Origin of the sequence: Bradyrhizobium prioriisuperbiae (genome assembly GCF_032397745.1) — a bacterium.
Lineage (GTDB): Bacteria > Pseudomonadota > Alphaproteobacteria > Rhizobiales > Xanthobacteraceae > Bradyrhizobium_A > Bradyrhizobium_A prioriisuperbiae.
The window spans coordinates 4,838,965-4,855,885 of record NZ_CP135921.1 but is presented as its reverse complement, the minus strand read 5'-3'; the positions used below and the strand labels follow the sequence as shown (position 1 = coordinate 4,855,885).

The 16,921-nt window shown below is 61.4% G+C and carries 18 protein-coding genes and 1 pseudogene; 10 read left to right on the top strand and 9 right to left on the bottom strand.

The features are described 5' to 3' along the window. Positions 1-278: 278 nt before the first annotated feature. The gene (locus RS897_RS22875; protein ID WP_315831002.1) at positions 279-497 is read left to right on the top strand and encodes a DUF4167 domain-containing protein; all 219 of its coding nucleotides are present in this window, start codon (positions 279-281) and stop codon (positions 495-497) included. A gap of 120 nt (positions 498-617) precedes the next feature. Here RS897_RS22875 and RS897_RS22870 read toward each other — a convergent pair whose 3' ends face one another. Further along, entirely contained in the window at positions 618-1,070 is a 453-nt protein-coding gene (locus RS897_RS22870; RefSeq protein ID WP_315831001.1) for a host attachment family protein, read from the bottom strand. Positions 1,071-1,379: 309 nt separating this feature from the next. Between RS897_RS22870 and RS897_RS22865 the strand changes: the two genes are divergently transcribed. Both RS897_RS22865 and RS897_RS22860 read left to right on the top strand, forming a co-directional pair. Next, a complete protein-coding gene (locus RS897_RS22865) occupies positions 1,380-2,222 on the top strand; it encodes a transglutaminase-like domain-containing protein (protein ID WP_315831000.1) in 843 nt (280 codons plus the stop codon). Positions 2,223-2,324: 102 nt separating this feature from the next. Beyond that, positions 2,325-3,122: an MBL fold metallo-hydrolase gene (locus RS897_RS22860; protein WP_315838718.1), complete on the top strand. Its 798-nt coding sequence runs from the start codon at positions 2,325-2,327 to the stop codon at positions 3,120-3,122. Between the two features lie 224 nt (positions 3,123-3,346). Here the strand turns inward: RS897_RS22860 and RS897_RS22855 are convergent, their stop codons facing one another. After that, on the bottom strand, positions 3,347-4,402 hold the full coding sequence (locus tag RS897_RS22855) for a hypothetical protein (RefSeq protein ID WP_315830999.1): 1,056 nt from the start codon (positions 4,400-4,402) through the stop codon (positions 3,347-3,349). Positions 4,403-4,836: 434 nt separating this feature from the next. Continuing rightward, positions 4,837-5,367 (bottom strand): DUF6428 family protein, encoded by a 531-nt coding sequence (locus RS897_RS22850; protein WP_315830998.1) that lies wholly within the window; start codon positions 5,365-5,367, stop codon positions 4,837-4,839. A gap of 62 nt (positions 5,368-5,429) precedes the next feature. Here RS897_RS22850 and RS897_RS22845 point away from each other — a divergent pair, with 62 nt between their 5' ends. From RS897_RS22845 to arsC, 3 genes and pseudogenes are all read left to right on the top strand, one after another. After that, positions 5,430-5,789: an ArsR/SmtB family transcription factor gene (locus RS897_RS22845; protein ID WP_315830997.1), complete on the top strand. Its 360-nt coding sequence runs from the start codon at positions 5,430-5,432 to the stop codon at positions 5,787-5,789. Positions 5,790-5,816: 27 nt separating this feature from the next. Next, a pseudogene (locus tag RS897_RS22840) lies at positions 5,817-6,624 on the top strand (arsenic resistance protein). Next, positions 6,621-7,043: an arsenate reductase (glutaredoxin) gene (gene arsC / locus RS897_RS22835; protein WP_315830996.1), complete on the top strand. Its 423-nt coding sequence runs from the start codon at positions 6,621-6,623 to the stop codon at positions 7,041-7,043. The pseudogene RS897_RS22840 and the gene arsC overlap by 4 nt, the downstream one beginning before the upstream one ends. Before the next feature lie 36 nt (positions 7,044-7,079). Here arsC and yfcF read toward each other — a convergent pair whose 3' ends face one another. The 5 genes from yfcF to RS897_RS22810 all read right to left on the bottom strand — a co-directional run bounded on the left by yfcF (position 7,080) and on the right by RS897_RS22810 (position 10,831). Further along, complete coding sequence (gene yfcF, locus RS897_RS22830) at positions 7,080-7,697, bottom strand: glutathione transferase (protein ID WP_315830995.1); 618 nt, start codon at positions 7,695-7,697, stop codon at positions 7,080-7,082. Positions 7,698-7,780: 83 nt separating this feature from the next. Beyond that, positions 7,781-8,446, bottom strand: a complete 666-nt coding sequence (locus RS897_RS22825) for a terminase small subunit-like protein (RefSeq protein ID WP_315830994.1) — start codon at positions 8,444-8,446, stop codon at positions 7,781-7,783. A 276-nt stretch (positions 8,447-8,722) separates the two neighbouring features. Continuing rightward, the gene (locus tag RS897_RS22820) at positions 8,723-9,022 is read right to left on the bottom strand and encodes a copper-binding protein (RefSeq protein WP_315830993.1); all 300 of its coding nucleotides are present in this window, start codon (positions 9,020-9,022) and stop codon (positions 8,723-8,725) included. 90 nt (positions 9,023-9,112) lie between these two features. Continuing rightward, positions 9,113-10,225, bottom strand: a complete 1,113-nt coding sequence (locus tag RS897_RS22815) for a Fic family protein (RefSeq protein ID WP_315830992.1) — start codon at positions 10,223-10,225, stop codon at positions 9,113-9,115. Between the two features lie 399 nt (positions 10,226-10,624). Continuing rightward, positions 10,625-10,831, bottom strand: coding sequence for a hypothetical protein (locus RS897_RS22810; RefSeq protein ID WP_315830991.1), 207 nt, complete (start codon positions 10,829-10,831; stop codon positions 10,625-10,627). A gap of 319 nt (positions 10,832-11,150) precedes the next feature. On the opposite strand from RS897_RS22810, the gene RS897_RS22805 reads away from it, so the two are divergent. The 4 genes from RS897_RS22805 (at position 11,151) to RS897_RS22790 (ending at position 16,331) form a co-directional block, all read left to right on the top strand. Next, positions 11,151-12,341: an XRE family transcriptional regulator gene (locus tag RS897_RS22805; RefSeq protein WP_315830990.1), complete on the top strand. Its 1,191-nt coding sequence runs from the start codon at positions 11,151-11,153 to the stop codon at positions 12,339-12,341. Further along, the gene (locus tag RS897_RS22800; protein ID WP_315830989.1) at positions 12,342-12,851 is read left to right on the top strand and encodes a DUF4411 family protein; all 510 of its coding nucleotides are present in this window, start codon (positions 12,342-12,344) and stop codon (positions 12,849-12,851) included. Positions 12,852-13,193: 342 nt separating this feature from the next. After that, a complete protein-coding gene (locus tag RS897_RS22795) occupies positions 13,194-15,260 on the top strand; it encodes an ATP-dependent helicase (protein WP_315830988.1) in 2,067 nt (688 codons plus the stop codon). Between the two features lie 180 nt (positions 15,261-15,440). After that, complete coding sequence (locus tag RS897_RS22790) at positions 15,441-16,331, top strand: AraC family transcriptional regulator (protein ID WP_315830987.1); 891 nt, start codon at positions 15,441-15,443, stop codon at positions 16,329-16,331. Between the two features lie 95 nt (positions 16,332-16,426). Here the strand turns inward: RS897_RS22790 and RS897_RS22785 are convergent, their stop codons facing one another. Beyond that, positions 16,427-16,915, bottom strand: coding sequence for a MarR family winged helix-turn-helix transcriptional regulator (locus RS897_RS22785; RefSeq protein ID WP_315830986.1), 489 nt, complete (start codon positions 16,913-16,915; stop codon positions 16,427-16,429). Between the last annotated feature and the right edge of the window lie 6 nt (positions 16,916-16,921).

Here is a 16,921-nt window from a genome sequence, read left to right as displayed (position 1 = left end):
TCCTATGTTAATTTGGTCGACCTGGATCCGACCCGGCTTCTGTCAGCTTAAGCCCATCATCTTGAACATGTGTTCTTGATCAGTCGCCTGGTCCAACGTCCAGCTCCCATCGAAGTCTGATCGCTGCCTTTGCCGCATCGCGCCCGTCGACTGCGCTGCCCTCGACAAGTCTTCGAATGAAACGCGCACGGCCTTTGCCGGTGCGCATACGGACCAACATGACAATTTTTTCCGACTCCCGGCCCGCGACGGCGCAACCGCGCCCGCAGACCAGTCGCATGACCAATAGCAACTCGCGAAATTCCCGGCCGCAAAACACCCGCCCCACAGACTCCGTCGGGAGCTCCCGCTCCTCGGCAACCAATCCCCAGAACGCCCAGCGCAACTACGAGCGTTATCTGGCCCTCGCCCGCAACGAGGCAGACCGGGTCGTGGCGGAGAATTACCTCCAGCACGCCGAGCACTATTTCCGATCGATGCGAGAGATGACGACCTAAGCCGCAGCGTTAATCCTTCATCCTGAGGAGGCGCGAAGCGCCGTCTCGAAGGATGTGGCCTCATGGTTCGAGACGCGCGTGCCGCGCTCCTCACCATGAGGAGATATGCCACACGACGGTTTAAGCCGCGACCAGCCTCTCGATCTCCGAGATCGGATGCGACGTCAATTCCTTGGGAAACTCGCCGGTGATGCGATCGGTGACTTCGACATGGAATGCCTTGCGAAGGTGGCCCAGCACTTTGGGCGGAGCGATGATCACGAGCGTATCGAATCCATTGGCGTGAGCCCGGCGATAAAGCGCGGCCGCGATCTCGGTAGCGAACCGTTCCTTGGCGATGTAGTGCCAGTCGACTTCCTCCATGGCGCTGCGGGCGGCGCCGACACTTGCATTGGATCGCCCGGGACGATCGGTCCCCTGCTCGCGCGTGGCCGGATTGTCCTGTTCGAGAATTCGCTCGACGGCGAGTTGGACCTGATGGGCGTTGCCTTTGTTGCGCAGGAAAAGCGCCTTCTGGCCATCGCCAACGAGGACCAGAGCGTTGTGGGGGACGTAAGCTTTCAGTTCCGTCATGATTTGCCGAACTCCCAATGCGACACTTTGCCCTGATCGACCAACGATCCGCGGCGACGATTGCACGCCACCGCACGGGCCACCGGCGACAACGCGAAGGCGGCCGCATGGTTGCCCATCAAGCAGCATGGTTGCCCATGAATGAGGCTGCCGCTGCCGTCGGAACCTCGCGTTCTGAGCAGACTTTATCCCGGGAAAGGCGCAAGCTGTTCGGGGGCACCGTTCGCGGAGCGGCGCTTGCGCATGTCGCGTCGGCATCGACACAACAGCAGCACACGCGCGGAGCTGACCGCAACAGGAGCACGCTTGATGAAGATCCGGGTCGGCTACGAGATGATCTACGACTTCCCGCAGCCCACCCCGGTGATCATGGTGCTGGGCACCCATTTCAGCCGGGCGTCAGATGTGATCGTGCCCGACTATCTGACCACCGAACCCGCGGTGCAGATCCTCCAATACCGCGACGGCTTCGGCAACTGGTGCAGCCGCATCATGGCGCCAGCCGGCAAAATGAGACTGACCGCCGACGGCATCGTTCGTGACAGCGGCCAGCCCGACATCGTGGTGGCCGGAGCAACCCAGCACGCGGTCGAGGACCTGCCGGCGGAGACCATCGTGTATCTGCTCGGCAGCCGCTATTGCGAGACCGACCGTCTCTCCGACATCGCCTGGAAGCTGTTCGAAAAGACGCCGCCGGGCTGGAAGCGCGTCCAGGCAATCTGCGATTTCGTTCACAAGCATATTGCATTCGGCTATCAGCACGCCCGCGCCACCAAGACGGCGTGGGAAGCCTTCAACGAGGGCAAGGGCGTGTGTCGCGACTACGCGCATCTGGCCATCGCCTTCTGCCGCTGCATGAACATTCCGGCCCGCTACTGCACCGGCTATCTCGGCGACATGGGCACGCCCCCGCCCTATGCCCCGGGCGATTTCGCCGGCTGGTTCGAAGCCTACATCGGCGGGCGCTGGTACACCTTCGATCCGCGCAACAACATTCCGCGGATCGGCCGCATCCTGATCGCCCAGGGCCGCGACGCGGCCGACGTGCCGATCACGCAAACGTTCGGGCCGAACAAGCTGGTCAGATTCAAGGTGTGGACCGACGAGATCGTGCCGGAGGCACCACGCACCCCCACCATGACAGCCGCCTGATCCGGCGATAGGATGCGTCATCCCCGATCGAAGGAAACCGCCGTGTTTCGCTTTGTCGCCAGTCGCTGTGTGGTTTTGTCCCTTGCTTTTGTGTTGGCACTGATGCTGCCGGCCAACGCACAGACAATGGCGCAAAGCACCGCGCAGGTCGCGCCGCGCGCCAGCGAATGTCTGGCCATGGCGAATACGATGCCGCGCGTGTTGCCGGTCAGCCTGCGGCGCACGGCAGCCGTTACCGAAGAGGTGACGATCACTTATGGCGGCCACTCCACCTATGTAATCGACACTCCCGGCGGGGTGCGGATCGCCACCGATTTCAGCGGCCACTATGTGACGGGACGGCTGCCCGACGTCGTCACCATGAACCGCGCCCACAGCACCCACTACACCCGCTCGCCCGACCCGCGCATCGCCACCGTGCTGCGTGGCTGGAACGACGACGGCACGCCGGCGCACATCGACACCCGGGTCGGCGACGTGCTGATCCGCAACGTCACCACCGACATCCGCCGCTACTACAGCGACGACGCGGGTGCTGCGATGATCCGGGACGGCAACTCGATCTTTGTGTTCGAGGTGGCCGGACTGTGCATCGGCCATCTCGGGCATCTGCATCACAAGCTGGATGAGAGCCATTTCGCCGCCATCGGCCGGCTCGACATCGTGATGGTGCCGATCGACGGCACCTACACCATGTCGCTCGACGGCATTTCCGAGATCACCAAGCGGCTGCGCGCCTCCGTGGTGCTGCCGATGCATCGCTTCATGACGCCGCTCGACGAATTCATGCGGCGGATCGGCCAGGATTTCGCGGTCGACGTCCGGACATCGCGCAGCCTGACCATGTCACGCGGGGCGCTGCCCGGCGCACCGACCGTGATCATTCTCGACGGCGTGTGAGGCGTGCTCAGCACTCACGACGCGTAGGGCGCATAGTTTGACTGCGTCATACACGAACTTATCCCCTCATCCTGAGGAGGCGCGAAGCGCCGTCTCGAAGGACGAGGCCACAGATGCCGCAGTTAAGGGCCTCGTCCTTCGAGACGCAGGCTTCGCCTGCTCCTCAGGATGAGGGGTTAGGTCGACTATGACGCGGTCAGACGAACCATCCCATAAATTCCAAACTACTGCCCGACCTTCAGGAACAGCCCGACCGATTCCTCGCGGTCGTTGCATTTGACGTCGCCGCACAGCACCTGCCCCTTGATGCCGACGACCCAGTCCGGGCCGCGGTCGGTGTTGCCGCCGCCATAGATATTCAGCGTCATCTCGTGGTTCCAGCGCTTCGCCGTGCTCGAGGGCCCCCAGTCATAGGTGCTCTCGAAATTCAGCCGCGGCATGCCCGCTTTCAGGTCGCGGCGCGGCGTGCCGCCGAGCGCGACGCGGGCGCCGATGATGCTGTTGTAGCGGTTGGTCGAATTGGGCAGCACCGGATGGATCACCTGCAGCACCGAGGCGATGAAGGGCAGGTTCTTGCGCCGCAGCCAGGCCATCGGCATGCGAAACAGCAATTCGTCGAAGATATGCTGGCCGACATCCGGACCGATGACATATTCCCCTTCGGGCGACTGCAGCATGAAGGCGAAGCTGTCGATGTGCACACTCGCGATCGTTTCATGAATAGCGACATGCAGGCTCGGCGTACTGACCTCGCGATACCCCTCGCCGATGGTGGCGGAGGCCGCCATCCGGCCAAAGGGATCGCCGCGGTCGTCGTGGTGGAACATCCGTGTATCGGTGATGGCCGCGGTGAATTCGCCGGAGCTCTTGGGGCGGAAGAAGATGCCCTCGCCCGCGATGTCCGAGGCGTAGCAGACATAGTCGATATGGTCATCCAGCGCGATCCTCATGCCGCGGCCGTTCAGCCGTTCGTTGACCGGCTTCCACGACAGCGCCTCCGTGAACATCTTCACCGGAATCTGCACCAGGACCTTGTCGTTGCCATCGATCGCCACGATGCTTGATCCGGGCCGCAGCCCGCTGAAGCTCCAGCGCGACTCGTCCTTGCCCGCCATCGCGACCGGCTTCACAGTGCCGGCCCCGTTGGCGACGATCACCCGCGGGGCGCGGAAGCTGCTCAGGCCCATGGCATGCCGCAGCACGACATTGCCGTTGCCGCTGGAGCCGATGTACAGCACCTTCAGCGGCTCCTTGGTCTCGAAATTATGGAAGTTCGACATCGTCGTCTTCCTCGATGGCGCGGCGACGCCGGCTTGAAAACAGCCCAGGCGTGATCGGAACAGCCCATGGAACAAACCGGCCCGTCAAACGACAGGCGGAGCTTTACTTTCCTTGGTCGCGCCAGGACACGGTTCAGTTCAAACCGCGCGACAAGGAAGGAGCCTGCTGCAGCCATGTTGACTACCTGCGGTTGCGCACCACGCAATCGCTGGAAATGACATCAGGAACCGAACCCAGGAGAGACGCCGACGAGGTCGCTGGCCACGAGTGCCGGCTCCCAAGCCCGAGCACAGCGGCGCAAGCAGCAACACCCGCAAGCGTATGAAGCAGCAGCCTTCGGGTTTCAGAACAAGCGAAACAACTTTTGGCCCGAAAACCGGAACGGACATCCGCGCGGCGGTCGGAAACGACGCGCGGACCGCTGCACTGTCACTTATCCGGCCCTCGGCACGCAGCAGGACGACGGCTGCTGTTCCAGCCAGCGGTCGCGCGGCTTGCAGCTCGATGGTCGCGGATTAAGACGGACCCGCACGGTGGTTGTGTCCATCGCGATGTCATCTGCCTTGTAGAGCTGCATCGGCGCGACGCCGTCGCTCACCTCGAAGGTGAGCTTCGCGTCCGGATGGAACGGCATCACGTTGCTCACCTTGCGCATGATGGCGAGGAATTTCGCGACTGGCATATGGCCGTGGCTCTCCTCGACAATGTCCCAGAGCTGGATGAAGGTCTCGTCCCAGTTCTCGGGATTGGCGCCGCAGTCCAGCGCATGAAACCGCCCGCTCTTCACTTCAGTGACGTGATAGCTCGGCTTCACGTCGCGGCCGTCATAGTAAAACACCAGCGCCTTGCCGGCATGACCGGCCAGCGTGCCGAGCAGCACCGCGGTGGAAATTTCCGCGGAGATGTCGGACGGGAGGTCTGGAGCGGAACAACATGAAGAAACGGGGTTGGCAGCGGGAGGCATCTCGGTTATCCTTATTTTAATAATTATAGAAATATATTACTATCAAGGAATGGATGCAAGGAATGGATGAACGTCAAGCCAAGATCGCGTTCGCAGCTCTCTCCCAGGAGACCCGGCTGCGCATCATACGCATGCTGGTGCGCGCGGGGCCGGACGGCATGGCCGCCGGCGCGATCGCGGACGCCGCAGAGGTTTCCCCCTCCAACGTCTCGTTCCATCTCAAAGATCTGGAACATGCCGGTATGATCACCGCCCGGCGCGAGGCTCGCTCCATCATTTACTCCGCCGACTACGGCACCCTCACCGCGTTGATCCAGTTCCTGATGGAGGACTGCTGCGCCGGCCATCCCGAGATCTGCACGCCTGCGCTGGCGACGGCCTGTAGTCCGGCAGCGACAAAGCGGAAGCGCGTTCATACGTAAGTGCGTCGAACAAGATGTGAGGACAGTATAAGCCTCTTCGAACGCTATTTCTCGCTCTGGGTCGCGCTCTGCATCGCGCTCGGCTATCTGGCGCCAGGCATGTTCGCAATGATTGCTGGCGCCGAGCTCGCCCGGGTGAACATCCCGGCGGCGACTTTGATCTGGCTGATGATCATTGCTGAAGATCGATTTTTGGGTGCTCGGCGACGTCCGCAGCCACTGGCGCAGCGCCGGCATCACGCTTCTGATCAACTGGGCAGTAAAGCCGTTTTCGATGGCGCTGTTCATCGGTCACCTGTTCGCACCGCTGCCGCCGGCGGCGCAGATTTCAAGCTACATCGCCGGCCTCATCCTGCTGGCAGCAGCGCCCTGCACCGCCATGCTCGCATCAGCTTTTCGGCGACGCTGCGCCACCTGCAGCCGGTCTCGCTCATGGCGCTGCTCGCGACGCTGATCCTCCTGTTCGGTTCCAGGGCGAGCAGATCCTAGCGCAGCCGCTGGTGATTGCGCTGCTCGCGGTGCCCATCCTGATCCTGGTCTATCTCAATGCCGGCCTCGCCTACTGGCTGAGCCGGCGCTTCGGTGTCGCCTGGTGCGTGGCAGGGCTTGCGGCGCTGATCGGCGCCAGCAATTTCTTCGAGTTGGCGGTGGCCGCAGCGATCAGCCTATTCGGGCTCGACTCCGGCGCTGCGCTCGCCACCGTGGTCGGCGTGCTGGGCAAGGTGCCGTGATGCTATCGGTGGTTCGGATCGTCAAGGCATCGCGCGGCTGGTATGAGTCCGGCAATATCAAACCTGTCAGCGCCAACTCCATCAAGGCAAAGGCCCACCCGTGAGCGTCACCATCTACCACAACCCCGCCTGCGGCACCTCGCGCAACACGCTGGCGATGATCCGGCAGGGCGGCAGCGAACCGCAGATCATCGAATACCTCAAGACGCCGCCGTCCCGCGAGCGCCTCATCGCCCTGATCGTCGCCATGGCGATCACGCCGCGCGAACTGCTGCGGCAGAAAGGCACGCCTTACGCGGAGCTCGATCTCGGCAACCCCAAATGGAGCGATGACGAACTCATCGACGTCATGCTGGCGCATCCCATCCTGATCAATCGCCCGATCGTTGTCACGCCCAAGGGTACCCGCCTGTGCCGGCCGTCCGAGCTTGTCCTCGATCTGCTGCCCGATCCGCACATCGGCCGCCTCATCAAGGACGATGGCGAGGTGGTTGAGGCGCGACTGCGCGAAGGAGACGGATAAGCCGAAGAGATGGCGCGACCAACGCGGACCACCGCGTCACAGCGCCGGTCGCTCCCGCCGCACCCAGGCCTGCACCGACGGCCGCTCCCACTGCGCCTGCGCATAACGCACCAACGCGGACGGCACCTCATCGCCATTCACAATCAGCCGCTTGAGCATGATGGCGAGATCGACGTCGACGATCGACCACCCGCCGAACAGATGCGCGCCGCCGTGGCCCAGCAGCTCGGACGCCGCCGCGCAGAGTTTCGCCGCCGCGAATTGGCCGGCCACCGACAGCGGCACGGCAATCGGCTGGTAGAAGATGGTCACCGTCGAGCGCTCCGCGCGGATCGGCATGAGGTCGCTGCGCAGCCAGGCCTGGACCTGGCGGGCCCGCGCACGCAGTTTCGCATCCGCCGGATAGATCGGCGGCTGCGGATAGACCTCGTCCAGATATTCGGCGATGGCGGAGGACTCCGACAGCGCGAAGCCGTCGTCGACCAGCATCGGCACCCGCTGGGTCAGCGATATCAAGGCATAGTCCGGATCGTTGTTGGCGCCGGCATCGAGGTCCAGCGTTTTGACCTCGAACGCAAGCCGCTTCTCCGTCAGCGCCACAAAGGCCGACATCGCATAGGGAGAGGTGAACCGGCGGTCTGCGGAGAGGATCATGGCCATTGTCCGTGCGGCAAGAGAAACCGCCGTTTCTAGCGCTTCGGACGTTGTCCGGAAAGCTGCCTCGTCGCCCCGCGCGCTTATGACGACTCCGGGGGCTTCGGCAGCCCGCGCGAACGGCCGTCGACCTGCTTCAGAAGCTCCTTCCAGCTATCGCTCGGCTCGGCGATCGGCTGGAGCTGGAGCCGTTCGCCGAAGATCCGTGGCAGCGCCTTGGACAACAGCCAGCGCCGGCCTTCGAACCGCAGCCGCGACCGCGTCACGTTCTCGCGGTTGAACACCTGCCTGACGTCACCGCTGGCGTCGACTTGCTCGCTCCAGTCATTGCTGCTGTCGTCGATGATCTCGATGATCTGGTCGGCCATGACGAGATAGCCGATCTCGCGCGCCAGCCGGTAACGCTCGGTGAAGCCGCCGCGATTGCGCTGCACCCGTTCCAGCACGGTGTGCTCGGAGGGCATGCCCTCGTCGCGGCAGACGTCGACCAGGGTGCGGCCCGTGCGCAGCTCGGTGCAGATCCGTTCCGCCAACTCGTCGGTATAACTGCTGGGATGCCCGGACGGGCGGGCCACGCTGCGGTAGCGTGAGCCGAAGCCGTCGCGGTTCGCCTGCGCCCAGGCGCGCACCGTGCTCTCGTTGGGCATTCCGGGATCGCGGCACACCTGGGCGAGCGACCGCCCCTGTTTCACCTGCTCGATAATCCGGTCCGCGATTTCCCCGGTGTAGACACTCACACGTCCTGCCATGTCCGTCATCTCCGTGAGACCGGCCGCATCCCGCGCCGCCTCCTGTCGAAATCACCGCGACCAACAAAAATCCCGCCTCCAGGTGTGGGGGCGGGTTCGTCGCGCTGATCCGAAATGAAAAGAAAACGCCCGCAACCGGAATGGTTGCGAGCCTATTCAGCGTCGGTGATTTGGCGTTACGGCGTCAAGCGCGTAAGCGGTGGAAGGTGGGGGCAAGTCGAAACGAGTCCCCCGGCGGCCCACGTCCCTGACGGCGCGAAGCTCTATTGCTTAGCCCTATTGCTTCTGAAGTTTTGTGACGCTCTTCATCCCGCCGCCGGTATCGGTCGTGGAGAAGGTGACGTTGTCACCGGCATGCACGACATCCAGCGACACGCCGCTCTGGGCCCTATACTCTTCCGCAGCGCCACCGCTTGCGGAGCCGACGGTCCCGCTTTGTGTCCGTTGAATGGTGATGGTGCCACTGATCCGATCAATTTTCGTGATCATGCCCGTGAGATCCTGTTCGGCCCGGGCCGCCGGGCTGATGATCGTGAGCGCAACGGCGCCGGCCAGAATGATCCTTGCGATTGTCACGGCAATCTCCCGGGTTTTGAGCCATCCGCGACAACCCGCTTGTCGCCGGATTGGTTCCCCCGGGAACCCATCACAAAGCGCTGAATCCGTTTATGTCTCTTCTGGCAAGACAAATGAGTAGCTTGTGCTGCGTCCTCCAGCGGAATCCTTCCGTAGGATGCCAAGCTCAATAAGCCCCTCGATGTCGCGCGCCGCTGTCGCTTGCGAGACCTTGGTGAGCTTTCCCCATTTTGATGATGTTAGTTGACCCTCGAAACCGTCCAGCAATCTATTGATGACGGCTCGCTGTCGCTCACTGATGAGATCCCCGGCATGCAGCTCCCAGAATCGCGCTTTGCTAAGCACGTGAGCAAGGATGGAATCGGCCCCTTCAAAAGCACGGTCCAGACATCCCAAGAACCACGCAAGCCATGGGGTGATATCCAGCTCGCCCTTCTGCGTGCTTTCCAAAATTTCATAATACGCATTGCGCTCTTTCCGGATCTGCGCCGACATACTGTAGAAGCGCTGAGCGCTGTTTTCCGATCGCGCGAGAGCCAAATCTGCAATCGCTCTCGCGATGCGACCATTACCATCCTCAAAGGGGTGGATGGTGACGAACCAAAGGTGAGCGAGGGCCGCTTTAAGGACAGGGTCGATGCTGGCAACGCCGTTAAACCAATCCAGGAAGCGCTGCATTTCATTTTCGAGGCGTCCGGCGACCGGTGCTTCATAATGAACCCGCTCTCGACCGACAGGGCCGGATACGACCTGCATAGGCCCCGCCTGCTCCACGCGCCAACCACCAACCGTGATCTTTCGCATGCCGCTGCGCCCTGTCGGAAACAGAGCCGCATGCCAATCGAACAGCCGTTCCGTGGTGAGCGATTCCGCGTACTTCTCGGTGGCATCAAGGATCATCTCAACGACGCCTTCGACGTGACGATCGGCGGGCGTGAGCGCGCCAATGTCCATCCCCAGGCGGCGGGCGAGCGATGAACGCACCTGGTTCTTATCGAGGACCTCGCCCTCGATTTCGCTGGATTTGACCACTTCTTCGGTGAGGGTTTGCAAGGCCGCTTCGGCCCGCAGGTTGAACCCTAGCCCCTCCATCCGGCCGATCAGCCTGCCCTGCTTATGGCGTACCGCCGCCAGGCGCTCCACCAGCCGCTCGGCATTCCAATGGAAGTCAGGCCACCCCTTAAGCTCGTATATATATGTCATATTCTCTGCATCCTTTGCAGGGAATATGGGGCCTTATCTCACCATGAGCAATAATATTCCAATCACTTTTTGCAGAGAATAGCGCCGACAATCTCGTCACATTTCATAATTCATTGAAATAACTAAATTTTTATTCTGCAAAGACCCTGCTCCAGATTGCGTGGTGCTCGTCGGTTTCGAGCCTGCGCTTGTCTGCTTTGAGTTGCTGGGCTGAAGGTAAAAGACAGGATCACATCTCACACGACTCACTGTCCGCCTGCTCCGCGACCCCATCGTCGGGCACCTGCGTCGGGAATATCGACTCGTAGATCGCGTGCGCCTCGCGAATGAGACGCGCCCGTTCGAGGTCCGGCTTCGGGACGAAAACAATGACGTTACCAGGACGGTCTTCGGGACGCCTCATCCGGCAACCCTCGCCTTCTCGATCGCCTCGGCGAGCTCCCGCAGATCGATGGTGCCGTCATAACCGACGCAGTTCTCCAGCAGGAATGCTTCCGCCTTGCTGTCGTCGAACACAACGAGTTGGTCTTGAAACCAGGTCATGTGTCTGCGCGCCTGCTGCTGCAGGTTCTGGCGCAGCACGTCCATCAGATGATCGAGGGCCATGTCGGGCTTCCTGCTGAACATATTTGTTATGTTATAACATAACAATAATCCAGAAGGGAATGGCCAGCTCAGGCAGCGTGTCGGTCATCCAGCAATCGCCCACCCGAGCCATGAATGATGGAACTCACATGCTCCGACGCCTCAATAACCGGTGCCCGCTAACGACTTCGGCTGTGAGAGAAGCCCCTAACAGCACTCCTACCCAAAAGCTTGTAGGAAACAAATTTTCCCTGCCAGCCCCCTTCCGGTAACCGAAATGAGTGAAATTCTCGCTCAACTTATGCGGGTTCCGTGATTATCTTTCAGATAGGATAACGACATGGCAGCCACGGCAAAAAAGGAACGCGCACCGATTAACCGCGAAGTCCTGAAATGGGCCCGCGAGCGCGTTCGGCTGACCCCTGACAGCGCGGCGGCGAGCGCCGGTGTCACCCCGGATCATATTCAGAATTGGGAATCGGGCTCGGTTATCCCAACCATTAAACAAGCCCGAAAGCTTGCAGGAGTCTACGACCTGCCGTTCATGGAGCTCCTCTCGAAAAGCAAGCCACCGGTTAAAGAACTGGATCTCGTCCCAGACTTTCGGATGCACCGTGAGGTTCCCAAACCGACTGAACAGTATGAACTACTGCTTATTCAGTCAGAAGCTGAAGAAGTCCGGCTGAATGCGATCGACCTTTTTGCGATGGTTGGAAGCGAGCCAATGCGAATACCGGAAACTTTTTTCGCCACTACGACAGAAAAACCCGACGTAGTCGCGGGTCGTGTGCGCGAAAAAATTGCACTGCCTATGGCAGAGCAACTCTCTCGTAAAGGAAATGACAAAGATAAGTTTATTTCGGCATTCAGAAACTATCTTGAGCGCGCGGGCATAATCGTGATGAAGAATTCCGGCCTCGCGAATTTTGGCGCACGGGGTATGTGTCTTTTTGCGTCACCTCTTCCAGTAGTTATTTTCAGCAATGAAGCGCCTACGGCGCAAGCGTTCACACTCGCACACGAACTTGGTCACGTTGTGCTAAGAGAAAGCGCTATCAGTGGGCCGCTCCGTACGGCTCCCGAAAAAACGCGGGCTAAAACCGTTGAGGATTGGTGCGACGCATTTGCTGGCGCATTTCTGATGCCTGCGGATCAAGTTGCTAAGGTGCTTCCAAAGCCTGAGCGACCAGAACAGTCTATCGACGACAAGCGCATATCGAAAATTGCCAACGCATTCTGCGTAAGCCGTCATGCCGCGCTGATAAGACTTGTCGAGCTAGGATACGTTCGAGAGGATTTCTATTGGAAGGTTATGAGGGAGCGATTTCTTGAGCAGGAGGCCTCTTTCGAAGGCGGTGGACGCCCCAAATATTACGCATCACGTTTTCGGTCGTCGAGAGGCGATCTTTATACAGGCCTTGTCCTAGAGGCGTGGTCGAACGGCGCAATCACAAATCATAATGCCGGAGAATTTATGGGAATCAGGAATCTGGTTCACTTAGAGGATATCCGCGACCGCTTCAGGGACTAAATGAAGGCGTATTGCCTCGATACGTCTGGCCTCAGCACTCCTCTGGAATTTATGCCAGAGGATATACATTCATCAATTTGGGCTGGCGTCGCTGACTTGATCGCCGCAGGCAAGTTCGCGGTAACAACGGAAATATATGAAGAACTTGGCCACCTTCCCGGACCCATCGGCGACTGCATTAAGGCGAACGAGGCGAATCTTCAGCTAGAGATCGAAGAAGAATTCTGGGATTGGAAGGCCTATGTAGCCAACTATGAAGAAATGAAAATCAAATACTCATCGATCGTTTCTGAATACAACGGGAACCGGAAAAACACGGTTGGATTAAACGATTTAACGATTATAGCTTTGGCTAAGACCCTTAAGCTCCCTGTGATAAGCTCCGAAAAGAAGCTGAACACAATGCAGGAAAGTGAGAAGCGCCAAAAAATTCCTGATATTTGCGAAAAAGAGGGTGTTGTGCATATGAGCTTCAACGACCTTCTTAGAGCTGAGGGGATCAAGAGTTAAAATGCCGACCTTGCAACAAGCAAAAGCGCAGGGCGGATTAGCGAAGCTTCTGACGCCGTTGCCGTGGAATTTTGAACTAGAACTTGACGCGGAGAGGAAACTAAGAAGGCTAATCTAGCGCTTCGAATGATCGTAAGCCCTCCGCTCGATCTCTGAAATTATTGCCTTTGTCACCGATGCGAATTCGGGCAGGCCCGATGCTTCCGTAACGTCCGTGTCAACGGTCGTTGATTGCGCCCTTCGACAAATCAGCCCCCCGGAACGGCTCGCCCGCCGCGATAACCCTTGCGAACACACCGCGAACCCCGGATCGTGCCCTCCACCCCTGGGAAATGATTCGCCGTGCCCGCCGCCGCCTATCTCGACGCCCTCAATCCGGAACAGCGGCGCGCCGTGGAGCATGGCGTCTCCGGCGACACAACCATTGGCGGGCCGCTGCTGGTGATCGCCGGCGCGGGCTCCGGCAAGACCAACACGCTGGCGCATCGCGTGGCGCATCTGATCGTCAACCGCGCCGATCCCCGGCGCATCCTCTTGATGACGTTTTCGCGCCGCGCCGCCGTCGAGATGAGCCGGCGGGTGGAGCGGATTGCGCGGCAGGTGATCGGCAAGGATGCCGGCATCATGACCGATGCGCTGAGCTGGGCCGGCACCTTTCATGGCATCGGCGCGCGTCTGCTGCGCGACTATGCCGAGCAAATTGGCCTCGATCCGGCGTTCACCATCCACGACCGCGAGGATTCCGCCGACCTGATCAACCTGGTGCGGCACGAACTGGGCCTGTCGAAAACCGAGAACCGTTTTCCCACCAAGGCGACGTGCCTCGCGATCTATTCGCGCTGCGTCAATGCACGGATGCCGATCGGCCCGGTGCTGGGCGCGACGTTTCCGTGGTGTGCCGAGTGGGCGGAGGAACTGAAAGACCTGTTCGCCGCCTATGTGGAGGCGAAGCAGCGGCAAAACGTGCTCGATTACGACGACTTGCTCTTGTACTGGGCGCAGATGGCGGCGGAGCCGGCCATCGCGCAGGATCTCGGCGACCGCTTCGACCATGTGCTGGTGGACGAATATCAAGACACCAACGCGCTGCAGGCCTCGATCCTGCTGGCGCTGAAACCCGGCGGCCATGGCCTCACGGTGGTGGGCGACGACGCGCAATCGATCTACGCCTTCCGCGCCGCCACCGTGCGCAACATCCTGGATTTTCCCACCCGCTTCAGCCCACCCGCCGCCATCGTGACGCTGGAGCGCAACTATCGCTCGACCCAGCCGATCCTCGCCGCCGCCAATGCCGTCATCGGTTTGGCGCGCGAGCGCTTCACCAAGAATCTCTGGACGGATCGCGCTTCGCCGGCACGGCCGCAGCTCGTCGCCGTGCGCGACGAGGCGGACCAGGCGCGCTGCATTGTCGAGCGTGTGCTGGAGCGGCGCGAAAGCGGCACTACGCTGAAGCAGCAGGCGATCCTGTTCCGCACCTCCAGCCACAGCGGGCCGCTCGAGGTGGAGCTGACCCGTCGCAACATTCCCTTCGTCAAGTTCGGCGGGCTCAAATTCCTCGACGCTTCGCACGTGAAAGACGTGCTGGCGCTGCTGCGCTTTGCCGAGAACCCGCGCGACCGTGTCGCCGGCTTCCGCGTGCTGCATTTGATCCCCGGCATCGGGCCGACGTCAGCGCACCGGGTGCTGGAGCGGATGGCGGAGACGTTCGATCCCGTTACCGCGCTTGCGTCGCTGCCCGCGCCGCCGCGTGCGGGCGAGGACTGGCACAGCTTCGTCGACACGATGATGGATCTGCGGCGTGGCGACCTCGGCTGGCCGGCGGAGCTGGAGCGCGCCCGCGCCTGGTATGAGCCGCATCTCACGCGCATCCATGACGACAACATCACCCGTCATGCCGACCTGATCCAGCTGGAGCAGATCGCCAGCGGTTATCCCTCGCGCGAACGTTTCCTCACCGAACTGACGCTCGATCCGCCCGATGCCACCAGCGACGAGTCAGGCGTGCCGCTGCGCGACGAGGATTATCTGATCCTCTCCACCATCCATTCCGCCAAGGGCCAGGAATGGAAATCGGTCTATGTGCTCAATGTGGTCGACGGCTGCATGCCGTCCGATCTCGGCGCCGGCACCTCGGCCGAACTGGAAGAAGAGCGCCGCCTGCTTTATGTGGCGATGACCCGCGCCAGGGACGATCTTCATTTGATGGTGCCGCAGCGCTTCTTCACCCACAACCAGGCCGCCAAGGGCGACCGGCATGTCTATGCCGCGCGCACCCGTTTCATCCCGAGCGCGCTGCTCTCCTTGTTCGAGCGCGCAAGCTGGCCCGCCGCGATCCCGCCCAAGGCGCGCACGTCAAACGCCGTGCCGCGGGTCGACATCGGCGCACGGATGCGCGGGATGTGGCGGTAGGTGAGAATACGCAGCGCGTAGCCCGGATGAGCGCGACGCGCGACATCCGGGTTGGATCGCTTCGGAGTTCCCGGATATCGCTTCGCTCATCCGGTCTACGAGCTCTGACAAAACCGCAAGATCGGTCGAGCGCGTCACGGCTATCAGCGATGAACTGGTGCCGCCACGGAGAACAGAACGATGAAGGCGGCGCTGCAAAACTACCATGCCCGGATGCAGCGGGTGCTGGATCACATCGACCGGCATCTGGACGACGATCTGGACCTGGAAACGCTGAGCAGCATCGCAGCCTATTCGAAGTATCATTTTCACCGGCAGTTCACGGCAACCTTCGGGCTGTCCGTGCATCGCTATGTCCAGCTTGCCCGCATGAAGCACGCTTCATACCGGCTGGCCCACAGGGACGCCGAGAGCGTCACGGACATCGCGATGGATGCCGGTTACGATGCACCGGATGCCTTCGCCCGCGCCTTTCGGCAACTGTTCGGGCAGTCGCCGTCGTCGTTCCGGAAATCTCCCGACTGGGAGCCGTGGCTTGCGGCCTTCGGGCCTCTCGACAACGCCAGGAGCAAGCTCATGCAGACGACTTTTACTACTGAGGACGTGACCATTCGCGATGTGCCCCCGACACCGGTGGCGATCATGCAGCATCGGGGCGACCCGGCGACGCTGGGCGCCACCCTCCAGCGCTTCATCGCATGGCGCAAGGCCGCAGGCCTGCACCCCAGCACATATCAGACCTTCACTGTCTGGCGTTCCGAGCGACGTCCTGCGTCGCCTGCCGATTATAGCATCGACCTTTGTGTCGGGACTGAGCAACCGATCGCGGCGAACGGCGAAGAGATCAAAGCCGGCGAGATCCCCGGCGGACGCTGCGCGGTGCTCCGCGTGGTCGGCAACACCCACAATCTGGAGCCCGCCGCGCTCTACCTTTATCGCGACTGGCTTCCGGCCAGCGGCGAGGAGGCACGCGACTTCCCGATCTATTGCCAGCGGCTGAGCTTCTTTCCGGAGGTGCCGGATCATGAGGCGGTCGCGGACCTGTTTTTGCCGCTGAATAGCGCCCTCTGACGGCGGCCTGTCCCTTCCGATCGCAAGACACGGACAGGCCGCGATCCATCCAATCCCGGTCTTCACGGCAGCATGGCCTGGTTCAAAACGAATGCTCATGACCCAACCGGCGGCTCTTCCTTCACGGCATCCGCGAACTTTCGCATCAGCCGCACCAGCTCGGCGATGTCGGGGGCGTCCCATGACGCGAAGATGGCGCGGCCGATCCGTTCGCGCGCGGCGTCGACGAGATTGGTCATCGCCTTGCCTTTCGCGGTGATGACGGCCTCGCGCACGCGGCGATCGGTGGCGCTGCCCTGGCGCGTCACCAGGTCCAGGCTTTCGAGTTTCGCGATCTGGCGGCTGACGGTGGTGTAGTCGCGCCCGGTGCGGTCGGCCATCTCCACCACGCCGATCGGCCCGAACCGCTCGATGCCGACCAGCAGCGGAAACAGCGCCCGGTCCAGCGGAATTCCCGCCGCCTTGATCAGCACCTCGTCGCGCTGCGGCCGGTTCATGACCCCGACGATATCGAGCACGGCCCCGTGAAGCTGGCGGAGCTGGTCACGTATATGTGTATTTTGCACATTCTTTGTTGACGGCATCAGCGA

Coding starts and splice junctions, on each gene's coding strand:
- RS897_RS22815 (WP_315830992.1), bottom strand. CDS start 10,225: ATGACATATATATACGAGCTTAAGGGGTGGCCTGACTTCCATTGGAAT.
- RS897_RS22825 (WP_315830994.1), bottom strand. CDS start 8,446: ATGGCAGGACGTGTGAGTGTCTACACCGGGGAAATCGCGGACCGGATT.
- RS897_RS22875 (WP_315831002.1), top strand. CDS start 279: ATGACCAATAGCAACTCGCGAAATTCCCGGCCGCAAAACACCCGCCCC.
- RS897_RS22870 (WP_315831001.1), bottom strand. CDS start 1,070: ATGACGGAACTGAAAGCTTACGTCCCCCACAACGCTCTGGTCCTCGTT.
- RS897_RS22850 (WP_315830998.1), bottom strand. CDS start 5,367: ATGCCTCCCGCTGCCAACCCCGTTTCTTCATGTTGTTCCGCTCCAGAC.
- RS897_RS22810 (WP_315830991.1), bottom strand. CDS start 10,831: ATGGCCCTCGATCATCTGATGGACGTGCTGCGCCAGAACCTGCAGCAG.
- RS897_RS22790 (WP_315830987.1), top strand. CDS start 15,441: ATGAAGGCGGCGCTGCAAAACTACCATGCCCGGATGCAGCGGGTGCTG.
- RS897_RS22785 (WP_315830986.1), bottom strand. CDS start 16,915: ATGCCGTCAACAAAGAATGTGCAAAATACACATATACGTGACCAGCTC.
- RS897_RS22865 (WP_315831000.1), top strand. CDS start 1,380: ATGAAGATCCGGGTCGGCTACGAGATGATCTACGACTTCCCGCAGCCC.
- RS897_RS22800 (WP_315830989.1), top strand. CDS start 12,342: ATGAAGGCGTATTGCCTCGATACGTCTGGCCTCAGCACTCCTCTGGAA.
- RS897_RS22860 (WP_315838718.1), top strand. CDS start 2,325: ATGCTGCCGGCCAACGCACAGACAATGGCGCAAAGCACCGCGCAGGTC.
- yfcF (WP_315830995.1), bottom strand. CDS start 7,697: ATGATCCTCTCCGCAGACCGCCGGTTCACCTCTCCCTATGCGATGTCG.
- RS897_RS22805 (WP_315830990.1), top strand. CDS start 11,151: ATGGCAGCCACGGCAAAAAAGGAACGCGCACCGATTAACCGCGAAGTC.
- RS897_RS22855 (WP_315830999.1), bottom strand. CDS start 4,402: ATGTCGAACTTCCATAATTTCGAGACCAAGGAGCCGCTGAAGGTGCTG.
- RS897_RS22845 (WP_315830997.1), top strand. CDS start 5,430: ATGGATGAACGTCAAGCCAAGATCGCGTTCGCAGCTCTCTCCCAGGAG.